Genomic DNA, 16,615 nt, shown 5'->3' on the forward strand with positions numbered 1-16,615 from the left:
TTCAATCAAGAGGCAATCATGACCGAATACAAGTCCGACCTGCTGCGCCTGCTGTCCGAACGCGGCCATATCCACCAATTGACCGATGCCCAAGGGCTCGATGCCCTTGCCCAAAAAGACGTGGTAGTGGCGTATAATGGCTATGACGCGACGGCCTCCTCGCTGCATGTCGGCAATCTGGCCTCTGTCATGCTGCTGCGCCGCCTGCAACAGGCCGGGCATAAGCCCATCGCGCTGATGGGCGGCGGCACGACCAAGGTGGGCGACCCCAGCGGCAAGGACGAATCGCGCAAGCTGCTGACCGAGGAAACCATCGCCTCGAACATCGCAGGCATCGCCAAGGTATTCCACCGCCTGCTGCGCTTTGACGACAGCGCCACCGGCGCGCAAATGGTCAACAATGCCGACTGGCTGGATCAGTTGGGCTATATCGACCTGCTGCGCAATGTCGGCCCGCATTTCACGGTCAATCGCATGCTGACCTTTGATTCGGTGAAACTGCGGCTCGATCGCGAACAGCCGCTGACCTTCCTTGAATTCAACTACATGATCCTTCAGGCCTATGACTTCCGCGAACTGGCGCTGCGCCATGGCTGCCGGTTGCAGTTGGGCGGGTCGGACCAATGGGGCAATATCGTCAACGGCATCGAATTGACGCGCCGGATGAACGGGATCGAACTTTTCGGCCTGACCACGCCGCTGCTGACCACGGCCGACGGGGCCAAGATGGGCAAGAGCGTCAATGGCGCCGTATGGCTGAATGAAGAGCTGCTGCCGCATTATGACTTCTGGCAGTTCTGGCGCAACACCGATGACCGCGATGTGGGCCGTTTCCTTCGCATCTTTACCGATGTTCCGCTGGACGAGATTGTCCGGCTCGAGGCCCTGCAGGGCAGCGAGATCAACGCCGCCAAGGTCGTTCTGGCCAATGAAGTGACCAAGCTGGTCCGCGGTGAGGAAGCAGCCAAGGCCGCCGAAGCCACCGCCAGCGCAACCTTTGCCGGGGGCGGTCTGGGCGCGGACCTTCCGGTTTGGCATGTGCCCGCCGGTGGCTGCACGATCATCGATGCGTTGGTCGGAATTGGTTTTGCGGCAAGCCGAGGCGAGGCCAAGCGCCTGATCGCGGGCGGCGGCGCCAAGCTGGACGGCGCGGCCATTAGCGATGAAAATCATGCCATTAGCCTTGATAGCGGCGAAATCCGCCTGTCATCCGGCAAGAAAAAGCACGGCATTCTCAAGGCCCAATGACATCTTCGAGGGGCGGCAAGGCCTTGCCGCCCCAACCGGCACCAAATTGCCATATTTACCATTTTTTCGCCATTTGCGGCTTATAACCTGCCCTTACCCCCTCAAGGCAGGAGACTGACACAATGGCATCAGGCGCACAGCTATCGGTTACCGAGCTGCGCCGCGCGGCGCGCCATCCGGTCAATTTCCGGGTAGCAGCAGAACACAGGCGGTTGGGCGACATCATGCTCGATATCGCCAATATCTCGATCCACGGCTTCATGGTCGGCAACAAGGTCGAGCTGGGACGTGGCGAAAGAGTAACCATCCGTTTGCCCGTCGTCGGCCGGATCGAGGCGCATTTGATCTGGGCAACGGAGGATCGCGCCGGTTTCCAATTCGAACGCATCATTCGTCAGGATGATTTCACTAATATGATCGCGGCGCTGCAACCCAATCCGCGCCTGCGCAAATAAGATACGCCCTGCACAAGGGGGAACGAAAGCGAGATTTTTCGTTCCCCAAGCGTTGATGTCTTGGCAATCGCCTCTGCACCTGCCAAATCGGCGGGCGTGAACGAGCAAGCCCCCCAACCCACCAACCCGTTGCAAATCGCCGACTATCGCCGATTTTGGAGCGCGCGCTTTCTCTCATGGCTGTCCGGATCGGGCATGGTGGTCATTATTGGCTATCAACTCTATGATCTGGCGCGCCAATCCTATGGGATGAGCATTACGCAGGCCTCCTTTATGCTGGGCGTGCTGGGCTTTGTGCAATTCGTACCGATGTTTTTGCTGACGCCGATTTCCGGCGTTGTCGCCGACCGTTTTGACCGGCGAAAAGTCGGCGCCATGGCGATTTGCGTCGATATGACCATGGCACTGATCATGGCTGTTGCCACGTGGCAGGGGTGGCTGTCGCTGCCGCTGGTGCTGATATTGGGCGCGGCCAATGGCACGGCGCGCGTTTTCATAGGGCCATCGGTGGGCGCAATTGCGCCGATGATCGTGCCGCCAAACCTCTTGCCCCGCGCCATCGCGATGAATTCCATGGCGATGCAATCGGGCACGATTGCGGGGCCTGCGGTGGCGGGCATGCTGTTCGCCTGGCACCCTTCGCTGTTTTACTGGATCGCCTCGGTCCTGCTTAGCGTTTCGGCGCTGGCGCTACTGACGATCCGCCCCTTGCCCGCCCATGCGGCCAATCGGGATGTTCACCCCCTGCGCATGGCCATGGAAGGGCTGACTTTCGTGCGCGGCAATCCGTTTCTGCTGGGCTGCATTACGCTCGATCTGTTTGCGGTTTTGCTGGGCGGGGCGACGGCGTTGTTGCCGGTCTATGCGCGCGACATCCTGCATGTCGGCCCCGAAGGTCTGGGCCAGATGCGCGCAGCCCCGGCGGCGGGCGCGGCGGTTCTGGGTATCCTGTTGTCGATCAAACCGCTGGAACGGCGCGTGGGCGTGACCATGCTGGGCTCTGTGGCCTTGTTTGGCGCGGCAACGGCGGTCTTTGCGGTTTCAACCAATTACATGCTGTCGCTGGCCATGCTGGCGTTGCTGGGCGGGGCGGATATGGTCAGCATGTTCGTGCGCGGTACGCTGGTCCAGTTGCACACGCCCAATGAAATGCGCGGACGCGTGTCGGCTATTTCGGGTCTGGCCATCGGCGCGTCCAATGAATTGGGCGAAATGGAATCGGGTCTGGCCTCGTTGCTGTTCGGCGCACAGGGGGCTGTGCTGTTCGGCGGGATTGGCGCGGTGGTGGTGACGCTGCTCTGGGCCGTGCTGTTCCCGCAAATCCGCAAGGCAAATCGCTTTACCCCCAAACAGGACGATTGATCATGCCCCAAACCCCGAAACTCGAAAGCGTTTCCTATCAGGATGGCGATGTCGTACTGACCGGATGGCTGGCCCGTCCGGCCGGTACGCCGCGTGGCGCTGTGCTGATCTGGCCGACGATTGCCAATGTCGGCCCCGCCATCGAAGCGCGCGCCACCGCTCTGGCCGAACAGGGCTACATCGCGCTCATCGGCGACTTTTACGGCGCCCCGGTGGCCAATTTTGAAGCGTCTTTCCCGATGGCCGCAGAACTGCGCGGCGATTGGGAGCAATATCGCGCCCGCCTACGCGCCGCTCTGACGGCCTTGCGCGCGGTGCCCGGTGTTGATGGATTGAAGATCGCTGTGATCGGCTATTGCATGGGCGGACAGGCCGCGCTCGAATTGGCGCGCGACGGGGCCGACATTGCCGCCGCCGTCAGCTTCCACGGTGTATTCTCCACCGAAAAGCCCGCCCAGCCCGGCGCGGTCAAGGCCCGCATTCTGGTGCTGCATGGTGACGCCGACCCGCTGGCCCCGCGCGATGCGGTCATCGGCCTTTGGCAGGAATTGGACACGGCGGGCGCCAATTGGCACTTCCACGCCTATGCCAACGTGCGTCACGGCTTTACCGACCCGGAAAGCGACGCACGCGGCAAAGACTTCCTTGGCTATAACACCAGCGCCGACCGCCAGAGCTGGGCCGCCATGCTCAGCTTCTTTGACGAGATCTTCGCTTAATCAATCCGCGTCAGGGTGTCCCCGTCAAGCTTGCGATAAAAGCAGCTGGGGGCACCCGTGTGGCACGCCGGACCTTCGGGCTTGCACAGCATGACCAGCGCGTCCTGATCGCAATCGACGCGCATTTCCTGAACCCGCAGGAAGTGACCCGAAGTTTCGCCCTTCAGCCACAATTTGCCGCGCGAACGCGAATGGAAATGGGCCAGCCCCGTTTCCCGCGTCTTTTCCAGCGCCTCGGCATCCATGAAGGCGACCATCAGGATCTCGCGGCTTTCCGAATCAACGGCGATGCCGATCATCAGGCCCTGCGCATCAAAGCGCGGCATGAAAACCGAACCCGTTTCACGGTCGGGATTGGCGGCGGAATTGGCCGAGGACATCGATCAAACTTTCGGTTCAAGGCGTGCCAGCCCTCTGCCGGACGCGGTGCTGTTGCGCGATAACCACAATTGCGGAGCAAAATCCACACTCCGCAGCATCGCCTCTTTATCTTTGGTCCGAAAAAGTGAAACAAAACTTTCACGGTCTTGAGGGAGATCGTATTTGACCAGGCAGCGGAAAGCGCCACGGTTCAGGGAATTGCCAGCCAGCGCCGAAAGGGTGTTGCGCGGTAGAGAAATGAGGGTTCGGGTGTGGTGGCCCAACAGGGGGGGCCTGCCAATCGCGCTGAAAAGCGTCGCCCAAGAGTTTCGTCACGTGAACGCCCGGAGGCCAAATCTCCGGGCGTTTTCTTTTGCCCATCGTTACGGCCCCGGATTACGGTAACGATTCGCCGTGAACCCGCGCGAAACAGGCAATGATCACGCGGGAAGCACCCGCCTGTTCCAACGCGGCGATACAGGCATTGGTGGTCGCGCCACTGGTCAACACGTCATCGGTCAGCACGATCTTGGCCCCGTTTAACGCATGGCGGCGTCCGCGATGCACGCCGATCGCGCCATCAAGAACCCTTGCCCGCTCATCCGGACCAAGCCCGCCCAGCATTGGCGTCTTGCGCCGCCGGATCAGCCCATCAACCAAGGGCCGCGCGCCGGTGTTTCGGGCGATCTCCTGCGCCAACAGCGCCGATTGGTTAAAGCCCCTGCCCCACAAACGCCAACGGTGCAGCGGCACCGGCACCACCAGCCACCCCGGCCCGACACCCATATGGGCCAGATATTTAAGCCGAGACGCCATCAAACGCCCCATCATCCCGGCCAAAGCCACCCGCCGTCCATATTTGAGCGCCATGACCAAATCGCGCGACGTATCATTGTACAAGGTCGCCGCCGCAACCCCGTGATGGCGCGGAGCCTCACCTGCACATTGGTGGCACCGCAGGTCATCCTCGTCATGCGACGCCGCCTCGCTGGAAAGCGGACGTTGGCACAGGCCGCAGGACGGATCGCCCGGTATGGCCAGTCCCGACCAACAGGCACCGCACAGGCCGCCTTGCTCACTCACCCCTTCGCCGCACATGGGGCAACGAGGCGGGAACAACAGGTCAAGGATGGGGGCAAGGCGGCGCATAGACCAAAGTGTAATAGGCTGTTTGGCGCAGGCAAGCACGAAGAGCCTTGCAGCACGCCGCGACCCAAGGCAGGAGGCAGGCTTATGAGTCAACCTCCCCGCATTTTTGCCCAGCACCGCCGCCTTGCCGCCCGCCGTCGGGCCATGGTTTTGCAAAACCACCCCAATGCTGCACGCTATCTGCTTGAAGATATGGTGGAAGATGTGATAGAGCGGCTCGCCTTTGTGAAGGCTGAGTTGAAAACGGCGCTGGTCATTGGTGACTGGACCGGGATGCTTGCCGCGAATCTGCGCGGGCAAGGGGTTGAGGTTACGCAGGCGGACCCTGCCGGATTGCACGGCGCTATCCCGATTGACGAAGAGCAGCCCTATTTGTTGCGCGGCTTCGATCTTATCGCCTCGCTCGGCACGCTCGATACGGTTAACGACCTGCCCGGCGCGCTGATCCATATGCGTCAGGCACTCAACCCCGGCGGGTTGATGATCGCCAGTTTCGTGGGCGCCGGATCGCTGCCCGCTCTGCGCGCTATCATGCTGGCCGCCGATGGCGACCGCCCTGCCGCGCGCGTTCACCCGATGGTCGATGTTCGCGCCGGGGCGCAATTGCTGCAACGCGCCGGTTATGCCGATCCGGTCAGCGACGGGCGCAGCATCAAGGTCAATTTCCGCTCGCTGGCCAGCCTTGTCGCCGATGTGCGGGCTCAGGCCCTTGGCTGCGTGCTGAACGAGGCCGGGCCGGCGGTAGGAGAGGCCGGCTATGCACGCGCCATGCTGGCCTTTGCCGATCAGGCCGTCGATGGCCGCGTGACCGAAAGTTTTGAAATTCTGACGTTGAGTGGTTGGCGGAAGTAAGCAGGGATTGATGCGAGGGACTCGTCCCTCGCGCTCCCATGACTGTCGAGGTTGGGCCACGGGTTCGGCGTCGGATATCGCACGCACCCGAACCAAATAAAAAGCCTGCGGCGCTCTTACCTTGACGCCGCAGGCTTTTATTCATTCAACGCCTCAGAACAGGCATGCCCCCATGAACGCGATTGCCAAGGGACAAGTCCCTTGGCCCGCCGGAGGCATAAAGCATGCCTTACCCCAAAGCCGCCTGCGCAGCCGCCAACCGGGCAATCGGCACGCGGAAGGGCGAAGCCGAGACATAATCCAGCCCGGTCTTTTCGCAGAAAGCGATGGAGGCTGGATCGCCGCCATGCTCACCACAAATGCCCAGCTTGATGCCCGGCAGGGTCTTACGGCCCCGCTCAGCGGCCAATTCGACCAACTGACCCACGCCTTCAACATCGAGGCTGACGAAAGGATCGCGCGCATAGATGCCCTGCTCGACATAGGCCGAGAGGAAACGCGCCGCGTCATCGCGCGACACGCCCAGCGTGGTCTGCGTCAGGTCGTTGGTGCCGAAGGAGAAGAACTTGGCTTCTTCGGCAATCTCGCCCGCCATCAGTGCCGCGCGCGGCAGTTCGATCATCGTGCCGACCAGATAATCGAGCACCTTGCCCTTTTCGGCAAAGACCTGCGCAGCGGTGCGGTCCACCAGCGCCTTGAGGATCGAGAGTTCCTTCTTGGTCGCCACCAGCGGAATCATCACTTCGGGCACAACCGCCTCGCCGGACGCCAGCGCCACATCGACGGCAGCCTCAAAGATCGCGCGCGCCTGCATCTCATAGATTTCCGGGAAGGTGATCCCCAGACGGCACCCGCGATGGCCCAGCATCGGGTTGAATTCATGCAATTCACCCGCGCGGCGCTTCAACGTTTCCACGCCAATGCCGATGGCTTCGGAAAGCTCGGCAAATTCCGCATCGCTATGCGGCAGGAATTCATGCAGCGGCGGATCGAGCAGGCGGATCGTGACGGGCAGGCCAGCCATGATCTCGAAGATCGCCTGAAAATCAGCGCGCTGTTCAGGCAGCAGCTTGGCCAGAGCGGCCCGGCGACCGTCCTCGTCCTCGGCAAGGATCATCTGGCGCACGGCCGAAATGCGGCCCGCGTCAAAGAACATATGCTCGGTGCGGCACAGGCCGATGCCTTCGGCGCCGAAGCTGCGCGCGGTGCGGCAATCCTCGGGCGTCTCGGCATTGGTGCGCACCTTCATGCGGCGATGCTTGTCGGCCCAGACCATCAGCGTGCCGAAATCGCCCACCAATTCGGGCTCGATGGTGGGCACAGCGCCCGCCATAATGTCGCCCGTCGCGCCGTCCAGCGTGATGATGTCGCCTTCCTTCAGATCGCGCGTGCCGATCTTCAAGGTGCGGCTGTTCATGTCGATGCTGACCGCGCTGGCGCCCGAGACGCAGGGGCGGCCCATGCCGCGCGCCACAACGGCCGCGTGGCTGGTCATGCCGCCGCGTGCGGTCAGGATGCCCTTGGCCGCATGCATGCCGTGGATGTCTTCGGGGCTGGTTTCAACGCGCACGAGGATGACGCTGTCGCCGCGCTCGGCGCGAGCCTGCGCCGTTTCGGCGTCCAGCACGATCGCACCCGATGCCGCGCCCGGCGAGGCGGGAAGCCCCTTGCCCAGATAATCACGCGCCGCCTTGGGGTCGAGCGTGGGGTGCAGCAGTTGATCCAGCGCCATCGGATCGACGCGCTTGATAGCGGTGGCTTCGTCGATCAGGCCTTCGCCCACCATATCGACCGCCATTTTCAGCGCCGCCTTGGCCGTGCGCTTGCCGCTTCGCGTTTGCAGCATCCACAGCTTGTTGCGTTCCACCGTGAACTCGATGTCCTGCATGTCCTTGTAGTGCTTTTCCAGCAGTTCAAAGACAGCGGCCAGTTCGGTGTAGGCCTCGGGCATAGCCTCTTCCATCGAAAGCGGCTTGGCCCCGGCGCGTTCACGCGAAAATTTGGTCAGATATTGCGGCGTGCGGATGCCCGCGACAACGTCTTCACCCTGCGCATTGACCAGCCATTCGCCGTAATAGGCCTTTTCGCCGGTCGAAGGGTCGCGGGTAAAGGCAACGCCGGTGGCGCTGGTGTCGCCCATATTGCCGAACACCATCGCCTGAACATTGACCGCCGTGCCCCAATCGCCCGGAATGTCGTTCAAACGGCGATAGACCTTGGCGCGTTCGCTTTCCCAGCTGTCGAACACCGCGCCGATCGCGCCCCAGAGCTGTTCATGCACATCCTGCGGGAACGGGCGACCCAGCGCCTTTTCGACGATGGCCTTGTATTCACCGACCAGAGCCTGCCAATGCTCGGCTTCCAGTTCAACGTCGGCGTAGAAACCATTGTCTTCCTTGACGATTTCCAAGGCATCCTCGAACAGGTGATGGTCAATGCCCAGCACCACGTCGGAATACATCTGGATGAAACGGCGATAGGAATCCCATGCGAAACGCGGGTTGCCCGAGCCTTGCGCCAAACCCAGAACCGTTTCGTCATTCAGGCCAAGGTTGAGCACCGTGTCCATCATGCCCGGCATCGAAACCCGCGCGCCCGAACGCACCGAAACCAGCAGCGGATTGGCCGTATCGCCAAACTTGCGGCCCGTAGAGCCTTCAACATGCGCCACGCCTGCGGCAACGCCGGCGCGCAGATCGGCGTCAAAGCTTTTGCCATTGGCGTTATAGAGGGCGCACACTTCGGTGCTGATCGTGAAGCCCGGCGGCACCGGCAGGCCAATGCCCGCCATTTCGGCCAGATTGGCGCCCTTGCCGCCTGCGATTGTCTTGTCGCGGCTGCGCGGGTCGGTCGAATTGGCGCCACCGCCGAAATAGAATACGTATGCAGACATGATTAGACCAAGCCTCCCAGAACGAATCGGCCTTTGTAGTTTCCCTGCCCCTAGCCTTCGATCCGTGAGAAGTCAGCCACTTTGTGCGTTGCAGCACGCAATTGCGACAAAAGACCTAGGCGCGCGGACCGGATCGAGGGATCTTCGGCATTTACGGTGACGTCGTTAAAGAAATCATCAACCGCTGACCGCAGAGTGGCCAGAGCCGCCATCGCACCGGTAAAGTCCTCGGCCGCCACCGCCGCTTCGGCCTTGGGCGTCGCATCGGCCAGCGCAGCGATCAGCGCGGCTTCGGCGGGTTCCGGCGCAGGATTGGTGACATCGACGTCCCAACCCTTCTTCTCCTCAGCCTTGAGGATATTGGCCGCGCGCTTGTAACCGGCGAGAAGGTTTTTGCCGTCGTCGGTCTGCACAAAAGCCTGCAACGCATGAACACGGGCGAGCAGGCGGACGAGGTCGTCCTCGCCGCCCAGCGCAAACACCGCGTCGATCAGGTCGTGACGGACGCCTGCTTCCTTCTGCTGGACCTTGAGGCGCTCATCCAAAAAGTCGAGGAACCAAGCCAGCGAACCATCGGGTAAATCATAGATGGTCCGAGCGATCTTGGTGAATGGAAAACGAAGTTTCGATTTAAGCACCGTGGCGATCACGCCAAGCATAGCCCTGCGCAGCGCAAACGGATCTTTAGAACCTGTCGGATACAACTCGACCGAGAAAAACGAATACAACGTATCCAGCTTATCCGCCAGTGCCACACAGACCGTCACCGGCGCGGTGGGGACATCATCCCCCTGCCCGACCGGCTTGTAGTGATCGCGGATCGCATCGGCCACTTGCGGATCAAGCCCTTCGGCCCGCGCATAATAGCCGCCCATCAGCCCCTGCAATTCGGGGAACTCGCCCACCATTTCGGTGACGAGATCGGCCTTGCACAATTCCGCCGCCTGACGCGCCAGCGCCGGATCGGCGCCCGGCACAATGCCTTCTGCCGCCAACCATTCGGCCAGCTTGGCCACACGCTCAACCTTGTCGGCCACCGTGCCCAGCTTCTCATGGAACGTGATGCGCGACAACTTCTTGGCCTGCTCGGCCAGCGGGGTTTTCAAATCCTGCTGCCAGAAGAAGCGCGCGTCGCTCAAGCGCGCGGCCAGCACCTTGCGGTTGCCGTCGATGATGCCCGCGCCGCCGTCCGTGGCGTCGATGTTGGCGGTGCAGACAAAAGCATTGGCCAGCTTGCCCGCCGCGTCTTCGCAGACGAAATACTTCTGGTTCACGCGCGCGGTCAACTGTATGACTTCGGGCGGAACTTCAAGGAACGCCTCGTCAAACCGGCCCAGCAAAGGCTGCGGCCATTCGGTCAGACCGGCGTTCTCGATCACCAGCCCTTCATCCTCAACCAGCGTCAGGCCAGCCGCCGAAGCCGCCTCCTTCGCCTTGGCGCGGATGATGTCCTGACGCTCGTTATGGTTGACCAGAACCTGCGCGGCGCGCAGCACATCGGCATAGCTGTCAGCATCAGCCACCGTCACCGCGCCCGACGAATGGAAACGATGCCCCACCGTCTCGCGGCCCGAAGTGATCCCGCCAACCTCACATTCCACCACCGCGCCGTCGAGCAGCGCGACAATGCCCTGCAACGGACGCACCCAGCGCAAGGACTCGGTGGAGAGCGAAGCTGCGCCCCAGCGCTGCGATTTGGGCCAGCTGAACCCGCGCACAATGGCGGGGATCGCTTCGGCCAGAACGTCGGCGGTCGCCCGGCCCGGCTTTTCGGTCACAGCGAAAAGCACGCCGTCGCGCTCCTCCAACTGTTCACGCGTCAATCCGGTCTTGCGCAGAAAGCCCGCCAGCGCCTGTTCCGGCGCCGAGGCTTTCGGCCCCTTCACTTCCTCGCGCACGGCCTGCGTCGCCACCGGCAATCCGCGCGCGATCAGCGCAAGGCGGCGCGGCGTCGACCACACGACCAATTCGCCAACCGCAACGCCCGCCGCCGCCATGGCCCCGCGAAACAGCTTTTCCAGTTCAGCGCGAGCGCCCGCCTGCATCCGCGCGGGGATTTCCTCGCTGCGCAGTTCAAGAAGGAAATCGCTCATTTCGTCCACCCCGGAAATTTCACGGCCCATTCGGCCTCGTTCTTCTCGATCCACGCTTCGCACGCGCCCTTGGCCAGATCGCGCACGCGGCCGATGTAGCTGGCGCGCTCCTGCACGGAAATCACGCCGCGTGCCTGCAACAGGTTGAACAGATGCGACGCCTCGATGGCTTGGTCATACGCCGCCAGCGGGATCTTCGCCTCGATGCAGCGCTTGGCCTCGGCCTCGGCATGGGCAAAGCCTTTGAACAATTGCTCGGTGTCGGCCACCTCGAAATTGTACTTCGACATTTCCTGCTCATTCTTCAGGAACACATCGCCATAGGTCAGGCCCGCGTCATTAAAGCGCAGGTCATAAACCCAGTCCACGCCCTGAATATACATGGCAAGGCGCTCCAACCCATAAGTCAGCTCGCCCGCAACCGGCTTGCAGTCAAACCCGCCGACCTGCTGGAAATAGGTGAACTGCGTCACCTCCATCCCGTCGCACCAGACCTCCCAGCCCAGCCCCCATGCGCCCAGCGTCGGGCTTTCCCAGTCATCCTCGACAAAGCGGATGTCATGGGCCAGCGGATCGACGCCAATCGCGGCCAAAGATTGCAGATAAAGCTCCTGCAAATTCTCAGGGCTTGGCTTGAGGATCACCTGATACTGGTAATAGTGCTGCAACCGGTTCGGATTTTCGCCATAGCGGCCATCGGTCGGACGGCGGCTGGGCTGCACATAGGCGGCCTTCCACGGTTCGGGGCCCAGCGCGCGCAGCGTCGTTGCGGGGTGAAACGTACCCGCGCCCATGCGCATGTCATAGGGCTGAAGGATCGCACAACCCTGCTTGCTCCAGAAATCATGGAGGGTGAGGATCATGTCCTGAAAGCTCAGCGGCTTTTTGGCCACGGGTGCTGTCTCGCGTGCTGTTTCACTCATGGCGCAGCCTTTGGCGTAACGATTTGCATGGGTCAATGGGGATCAGGGGCCGGTTTGGGTCAAGCAAAGGCCGTTTTCCGCGCAAATTTACTTCTCGCTAACCCTTCCTTATAATCGACACATTGCGCAGGATCACTATAGGGGGCCCTATGTCGAAGCTGACCTCCCCCCGTCTCGTTCGCGCTCTGGCCTTCGTCTGGGCGCTTTTTGCTGCAACGCTGGCAAGCGTCGCGCCCGCCTCTGCCGCCGCCAATGTCCAGCACCACCCCAAACCGGTGGCCAGTCAGCAGGTGGCCGCCCCCAAGCTGGCTCGCCCGGCCCTGTGGAAATTACAAAGTGGCGAGACGACGATCTATCTGTTCGGGACGGTTCATGCCCTGCCGGCCGATATTGACTGGTTCGACGGCGCCGTGGCGCAGGCTTTTGGCGGTTCGACCTCGCTGGTCACCGAAATTATCGAGAAGAAACCGGAGGAAATGCGCGGCATCGTGATGAATACGGCCATGCTGCCCCAAGGCCAGAACCTGCGCGCAACGCTGAGCCGCAGCACCCGCAAGGCGGTGGAAAAGGCGCTCGCCGCCAATGGCCTGTCGCCCGCCATGTTCGACAGTTTTCGCCCTTGGTATGCCGCCGTGGCTCTCTCGACGCTGCCATTAATGAAGTCAGGCTTTGACCCGGCCAACGGTGTCGATTCCCGCCTCGTCAAACTGGCCGATGAACGCAAGATGGAACATACCGCGCTTGAAACGCCGGAGTACCAGCTCGGCCTGTTCGATTCGCTGCCGGTTGCCTCTCAACGCAATTACCTGCGCGAGGTGGCGGTCAATTCATCCAAGATCACCACCGAATTGGGCGCCATGATTGCCGCGTGGAAAACCGGTGATGCGCCGCGTCTGGCCAAGCTGATCAATGCAGATCAGAGCGACCCCAAACTGTCCGAAGCGCTGTTGATTGGCCGCAACCGTAATTGGGCCGCATGGATCAAACAGCGCCTGACCAAACCCGGCAAGGTGTTCATCGCCGTTGGCGCGGGCCATCTGGCCGGGCGCGGCAGCGTTCAGGAACAATTGGCCAAGCAGGGCATCACCGCCACGCGGGTTCAGTAATGAAGCGCGCCTGGGCCGCTCTTGCCGCTCTTTCACTGGCGGGCGGCGCGGTATGGTATGGCCTCCACCGCCCCGAAACGGTCCACCCTGCCCTGTGGCAGGTCGAAGGGGCGGGCGGGCAGAAGGGCTGGCTGTTCGGGACCATCCACGCCCTGCCCCGCGCCGCAGCTTGGCGCGAGGGCGCGGTGGCGCAGGCATGGGATCAGGCCGACACGGTCATCGTTGAAATCGCCGCCCTGAATGACGATGCCGCCACGGCGCGCGCATTCCAATCCTTGGCCCATACGCCGGGCCAGCCTCCGCTTGACACCCGCATCGCCCCGCAAAACCGCGACAAATTGGCCAAAGCATTAAGCGATGCCCACGGCGCGCCCGGCGATTTTGCCGACACCGAAACATGGGCCGCCGCGCTGATGCTGGCGCGAGAAGGCGCGCAGGGCGATCCGGCCCATGGTATTGACCGCGCCGTCATCACCGACGCGCCGCCGCGTCGCATTGTCGAACTGGAAGGCGCGGCAGCCCAATTGTCGATCTTTGACCGCCTGCCCGAAAGCGCGCAACGCCGGTTGCTGAACGAGGCTTTGGCCGACGATCAACCGGGAACCGATTTGGCCTCTGCGTGGAAAAAGGGCGATGTCGCTACCATCGCAAACGAAACCCAGCGCGGCATTCTGGCCGATCCGACCTTGCGAGAGGCGCTTTATACTGGCCGCAATCGCGCATGGGCGACGCATATCGCGCAAAGCCTGAACCAAGGCGCTCACCCCTTCGTCGCCGTCGGCGCGGCGCATATGGCCGGGCCGGACGGCCTGCCCGCCATGCTGTCGGCGCGGGGCTATCGCGTCACCCGCATTCAATAGGCGGCTTGCTTTTCCGCCATTTTGCCCCTAAGGGCCGCCGCTTCCCGGCATGGTCATCCCTGGAGGCGTGTCGGGTGTATTTTGGTTCCAGAAGTTTTGAAAGGCTTGTGTTATGAGCAATACCCTGACCCTGCCGGCCGAGACGCGTGCGAAGACTGGCAAGGGAGCCAGCCGCACCCTGCGTCGTGAAGGCCGCGTGCCCGCCGTGATCTATGGTGGCAATGCCGAACCCATCGCGATCCACGTTGAACTGAAGGAACTGGTGCGTCAGCTGAACACCGGCACCTTCTTTGACAGCGTGATCGAGCTGACCGTTGACGGCCAGACCATCAAGACCACGCCCAAGGACGTCGCCTTCCACCCGGTGAGCGACCGTCCCGAGCACGTGGACTTCCTGCGCGCATAATTGCGACAGGCGCCGCATGATGCGGCGATGAAACAGGCGGGAAAGATGGCCGAAATTGGCCCGTCTTTCCCGCCTTTTCTTTGCGCCAGAGGAAATTGAACGATGCAATTGTGGGTGGGCCTTGGCAATCCGGGCGACCAATACAAGATGAACCGCCACAATGTGGGCTTTATGGCCTGTGATGTGATCGCGGACATGTATCGCTTTGGCCCGGTGCAAAAGAAGTTTCAGGGCTGGGTTCAGGACGGACGCATCGGCACCGAACGGGTGATCCTGTTGAAACCGGCGACATTCATGAACGAAAGCGGCCGCTCGGTTGCCGAGGCGATGCGTTTTTTCAAGCTCGACCTCGATGCGCTCACGGTCTTTCACGACGAACTCGATCTTGCGCCCATGAAGGTCAAGGTCAAGCGCGGCGGCGGGCATGCCGGGCATAATGGCCTGCGCTCGATTGCCCAGCACATGGGGTCGGACTATCGCCGCGTGCGCATCGGCATAGGCCATCCGGGCCACAAGGATCGCGTGACGGGCCACGTCCTTGGCAATTACGCCAAGTCGGAAATGGACGATCTGGCCGATATGCTGGGCGCCATCAGCGCCGAGGCAACATGGTTGGCCAAGGGCGATGATGTGCGCTTTATGAACGACATAGCCATGCGCTTGGGCTGAACGCCCGTTATCATTAACCGCGCTTCAACCGTTCCTGCGTCATAGGTTTGCGCCAATGACTGGCGGAATCGGCGGGCAATCGTGCCTTGCCGCGTCAAATGGACGGGGCAAAATGGCACAAACCCAGCAAGGCGCGCGCAAGCAGAACTGGCTGCTGACCGGCGTGACTGTCGGCAGCATCATTCTGGCGATACTTGGCTGGACCCGCAAAGTGGATTGCGCATGCCCCAAGGATTTCAACGCAACCGTTTCCAGCAGCGTTAAAGGGCTTGGCGAAGGTCTGGGCGTGCCGGTGGGCGCGCGGGTTGTGGATGCCAAGGGCATGGCCATCCGCGTCGGTGCGCCGCCGCAGGGAGCCGCCGCCCCACTTGGCCGCCCGGCAGCGCAAGGCGTCGGCACGGGATCGGCGGCCGGTTCAACCAATCTGACCAACACGCGCGGGCCCTTGGGCGTCGGGCGCGGCATCGGCACCACGGGCGGCGTTGCGGGCGGCGGCAATTTCCGCGCCGATGGCACGCCTTTTAACGGCGGCGGCGATGGATTTGCCCGCAACAATGGCGGCAATGGCATTGGCGGCACTGGGCGCGGAGTCGGGGGCGCAGGCAACCCTTCGGGCGGATCGGGCGGATCTGGCCTGCAAAATTCTCCCAACGGCCAACCGGCCGGCGCGACCAGTTCTACCTCCGGCGGGAGTCAGGGCACCGGCTCGACCTCTGGCGGAAGCCAGTTGGTCAGCACCAGCACCACCGGCGGCGTGACCAGCACCAGTTCGACCACCAGCGGCGGCGCCGTTTCCACCACCGGGGGCGGCACGGTCACCTCGACAGGCGGCACCGGCGCGAGCACCACATCAACGACCACGACAGGCGGCAGCACGTCGGGCGGCACCATGTCGGGCGGCACCACGTCGGGCGGGCGCGATCCCTTTGGTCCGCGTGATCCCAATATGCAGCCCAATGGCGATCATGGCGGCGCAACCTCGGGCGGGCGCGGCCCCAATGGCGGCCCCGGCGGCATCGGTAATCCCGGTGGAGAAGGGCCGGGTGGCGACAGCTCCGGCGGGCGCGGCCCTAATGGTGGCCCCAATGGCAACCCACGCCCCGGCGCGGGCGGGCCTGGCAATGGCTGGTTCGACGGCTTCCATTTTGGCGACCGCGATCACGGTTCGGGCGCGACCGATGTGCCTGAACCCGGCACATTCGGCCTGATGGGCATTGGCGTTGCCGGGCTTGCCTTTGCCTCTTGGCGCCGCCGTCGGGCCAAGGCAGGCGACGCCCCGCAGCCCCAAACCAACGAGGCCGAAGGCGCGGCGGGCCAGAACGGCTGAGACTACGGCTGAGACTACGGCTGAGACTACGGCTGAGACTACGGCCAAGACCAAGGCTGATCCCGGCGCCCACTTTTTCCCTTGATTTCGGCCAAAGGCTGGACCATCGCCCCTGCCATAACAAGGCGCCCTGTCGGCGCGGGCCATGGGCCGGTTGCGCTTTTTACCAGGCGCGACGCAAGGTGATTAAAAG

15 protein-coding genes and 1 pseudogene are annotated in these 16,615 nt (G+C 62.6%); 10 read left to right on the forward strand and 6 right to left on the reverse strand.

Features of this window, described 5'->3' with window-relative positions:
• The first annotated feature begins 18 nt into the window (after positions 1–18).
• The 4 genes from tyrS (at position 19) to ACZ9HU_RS08110 (ending at position 3,784) form a co-directional block, all read left to right on the forward strand.
• The gene (tyrS, locus tag ACZ9HU_RS08095) at positions 19–1,248 is read left to right on the forward strand and encodes a tyrosine--tRNA ligase (protein WP_476104163.1); all 1,230 of its coding nucleotides are present in this window, start codon (positions 19–21) and stop codon (positions 1,246–1,248) included.
• Between the two features lie 122 nt (positions 1,249–1,370).
• Positions 1,371–1,703 (forward strand): PilZ domain-containing protein, encoded by a 333-nt coding sequence (locus ACZ9HU_RS08100; RefSeq protein ID WP_476104164.1) that lies wholly within the window; start codon positions 1,371–1,373, stop codon positions 1,701–1,703.
• Positions 1,704–1,799: 96 nt separating this feature from the next.
• Positions 1,800–3,065, forward strand: a complete 1,266-nt coding sequence (locus ACZ9HU_RS08105) for an MFS transporter (protein ID WP_476104165.1) — start codon at positions 1,800–1,802, stop codon at positions 3,063–3,065.
• 2 nt (positions 3,066–3,067) lie between these two features.
• Positions 3,068–3,784, forward strand: coding sequence for a dienelactone hydrolase family protein (locus tag ACZ9HU_RS08110; RefSeq protein ID WP_476104166.1), 717 nt, complete (start codon positions 3,068–3,070; stop codon positions 3,782–3,784).
• Here the strand turns inward: ACZ9HU_RS08110 and hisI are convergent.
• The 3 genes from hisI to ACZ9HU_RS08125 all read right to left on the reverse strand — a co-directional run bounded on the left by hisI (position 3,781) and on the right by ACZ9HU_RS08125 (position 5,293).
• Positions 3,781–4,164 (reverse strand): phosphoribosyl-AMP cyclohydrolase, encoded by a 384-nt coding sequence (hisI, locus tag ACZ9HU_RS08115; protein WP_476104167.1) that lies wholly within the window; start codon positions 4,162–4,164, stop codon positions 3,781–3,783. The genes ACZ9HU_RS08110 and hisI overlap by 4 nt on opposite strands.
• Positions 4,165–4,167: 3 nt before the next feature.
• Positions 4,168–4,428: a hypothetical protein gene (locus ACZ9HU_RS08120; protein WP_476104168.1), complete on the reverse strand. Its 261-nt coding sequence runs from the start codon at positions 4,426–4,428 to the stop codon at positions 4,168–4,170.
• Between the two features lie 112 nt (positions 4,429–4,540).
• Positions 4,541–5,293 carry a double zinc ribbon domain-containing protein gene (locus tag ACZ9HU_RS08125; protein ID WP_476104169.1) on the reverse strand — a complete coding sequence of 251 codons (753 nt, stop codon included), beginning with the start codon at positions 5,291–5,293 and terminating at the stop codon, positions 4,541–4,543.
• A gap of 84 nt (positions 5,294–5,377) precedes the next feature.
• Here ACZ9HU_RS08125 and ACZ9HU_RS08130 point away from each other — a divergent pair, with 84 nt between their 5' ends.
• Positions 5,378–6,145, forward strand: a complete 768-nt coding sequence (locus tag ACZ9HU_RS08130) for a methyltransferase domain-containing protein (protein WP_476104170.1) — start codon at positions 5,378–5,380, stop codon at positions 6,143–6,145.
• 229 nt (positions 6,146–6,374) lie between these two features.
• Here ACZ9HU_RS08130 and ppdK read toward each other — a convergent pair whose 3' ends face one another.
• From ppdK to ACZ9HU_RS08145, 3 genes are read right to left on the reverse strand one after another with little or no spacing between them, the layout of a single operon-like run.
• Positions 6,375–9,038 (reverse strand): pyruvate, phosphate dikinase, encoded by a 2,664-nt coding sequence (ppdK, locus tag ACZ9HU_RS08135; protein WP_476104171.1) that lies wholly within the window; start codon positions 9,036–9,038, stop codon positions 6,375–6,377.
• Positions 9,039–9,088: 50 nt separating this feature from the next.
• Positions 9,089–11,131, reverse strand: coding sequence for a glycine--tRNA ligase subunit beta (gene glyS / locus ACZ9HU_RS08140; RefSeq protein WP_476104172.1), 2,043 nt, complete (start codon positions 11,129–11,131; stop codon positions 9,089–9,091).
• Positions 11,128–12,054 carry a glycine--tRNA ligase subunit alpha gene (locus ACZ9HU_RS08145; RefSeq protein WP_476104173.1) on the reverse strand — a complete coding sequence of 309 codons (927 nt, stop codon included), beginning with the start codon at positions 12,052–12,054 and terminating at the stop codon, positions 11,128–11,130. The genes glyS and ACZ9HU_RS08145 overlap by 4 nt, the downstream gene beginning before the upstream one ends.
• A 149-nt stretch (positions 12,055–12,203) precedes the next feature.
• Here ACZ9HU_RS08145 and ACZ9HU_RS08150 point away from each other — a divergent pair, with 149 nt between their 5' ends.
• From ACZ9HU_RS08150 to ACZ9HU_RS08170, 5 genes and pseudogenes are all read left to right on the forward strand, one after another.
• The gene (locus ACZ9HU_RS08150) at positions 12,204–13,160 is read left to right on the forward strand and encodes a TraB/GumN family protein (protein WP_476104174.1); all 957 of its coding nucleotides are present in this window, start codon (positions 12,204–12,206) and stop codon (positions 13,158–13,160) included.
• The gene (locus ACZ9HU_RS08155; protein ID WP_476104175.1) at positions 13,160–14,020 is read left to right on the forward strand and encodes a TraB/GumN family protein; all 861 of its coding nucleotides are present in this window, start codon (positions 13,160–13,162) and stop codon (positions 14,018–14,020) included. Before ACZ9HU_RS08150 ends, ACZ9HU_RS08155 begins: the two co-directional genes overlap by 1 nt.
• 112 nt (positions 14,021–14,132) lie before the next feature.
• Positions 14,133–14,420, forward strand: a pseudogene (gene rplY, locus ACZ9HU_RS08160) (50S ribosomal protein L25); the annotation flags it as partial.
• 108 nt (positions 14,421–14,528) lie between these two features.
• Positions 14,529–15,095, forward strand: a complete 567-nt coding sequence (gene pth, locus ACZ9HU_RS08165) for an aminoacyl-tRNA hydrolase (RefSeq protein WP_476104176.1) — start codon at positions 14,529–14,531, stop codon at positions 15,093–15,095.
• Between the two features lie 112 nt (positions 15,096–15,207).
• Positions 15,208–16,422, forward strand: a complete 1,215-nt coding sequence (locus ACZ9HU_RS08170; RefSeq protein ID WP_476104177.1) for a PEP-CTERM sorting domain-containing protein — start codon at positions 15,208–15,210, stop codon at positions 16,420–16,422.
• Positions 16,423–16,615: the final 193 nt, after the last annotated feature.

Source organism: Novosphingobium sp. Sphag1I, assembly GCF_056279125.1.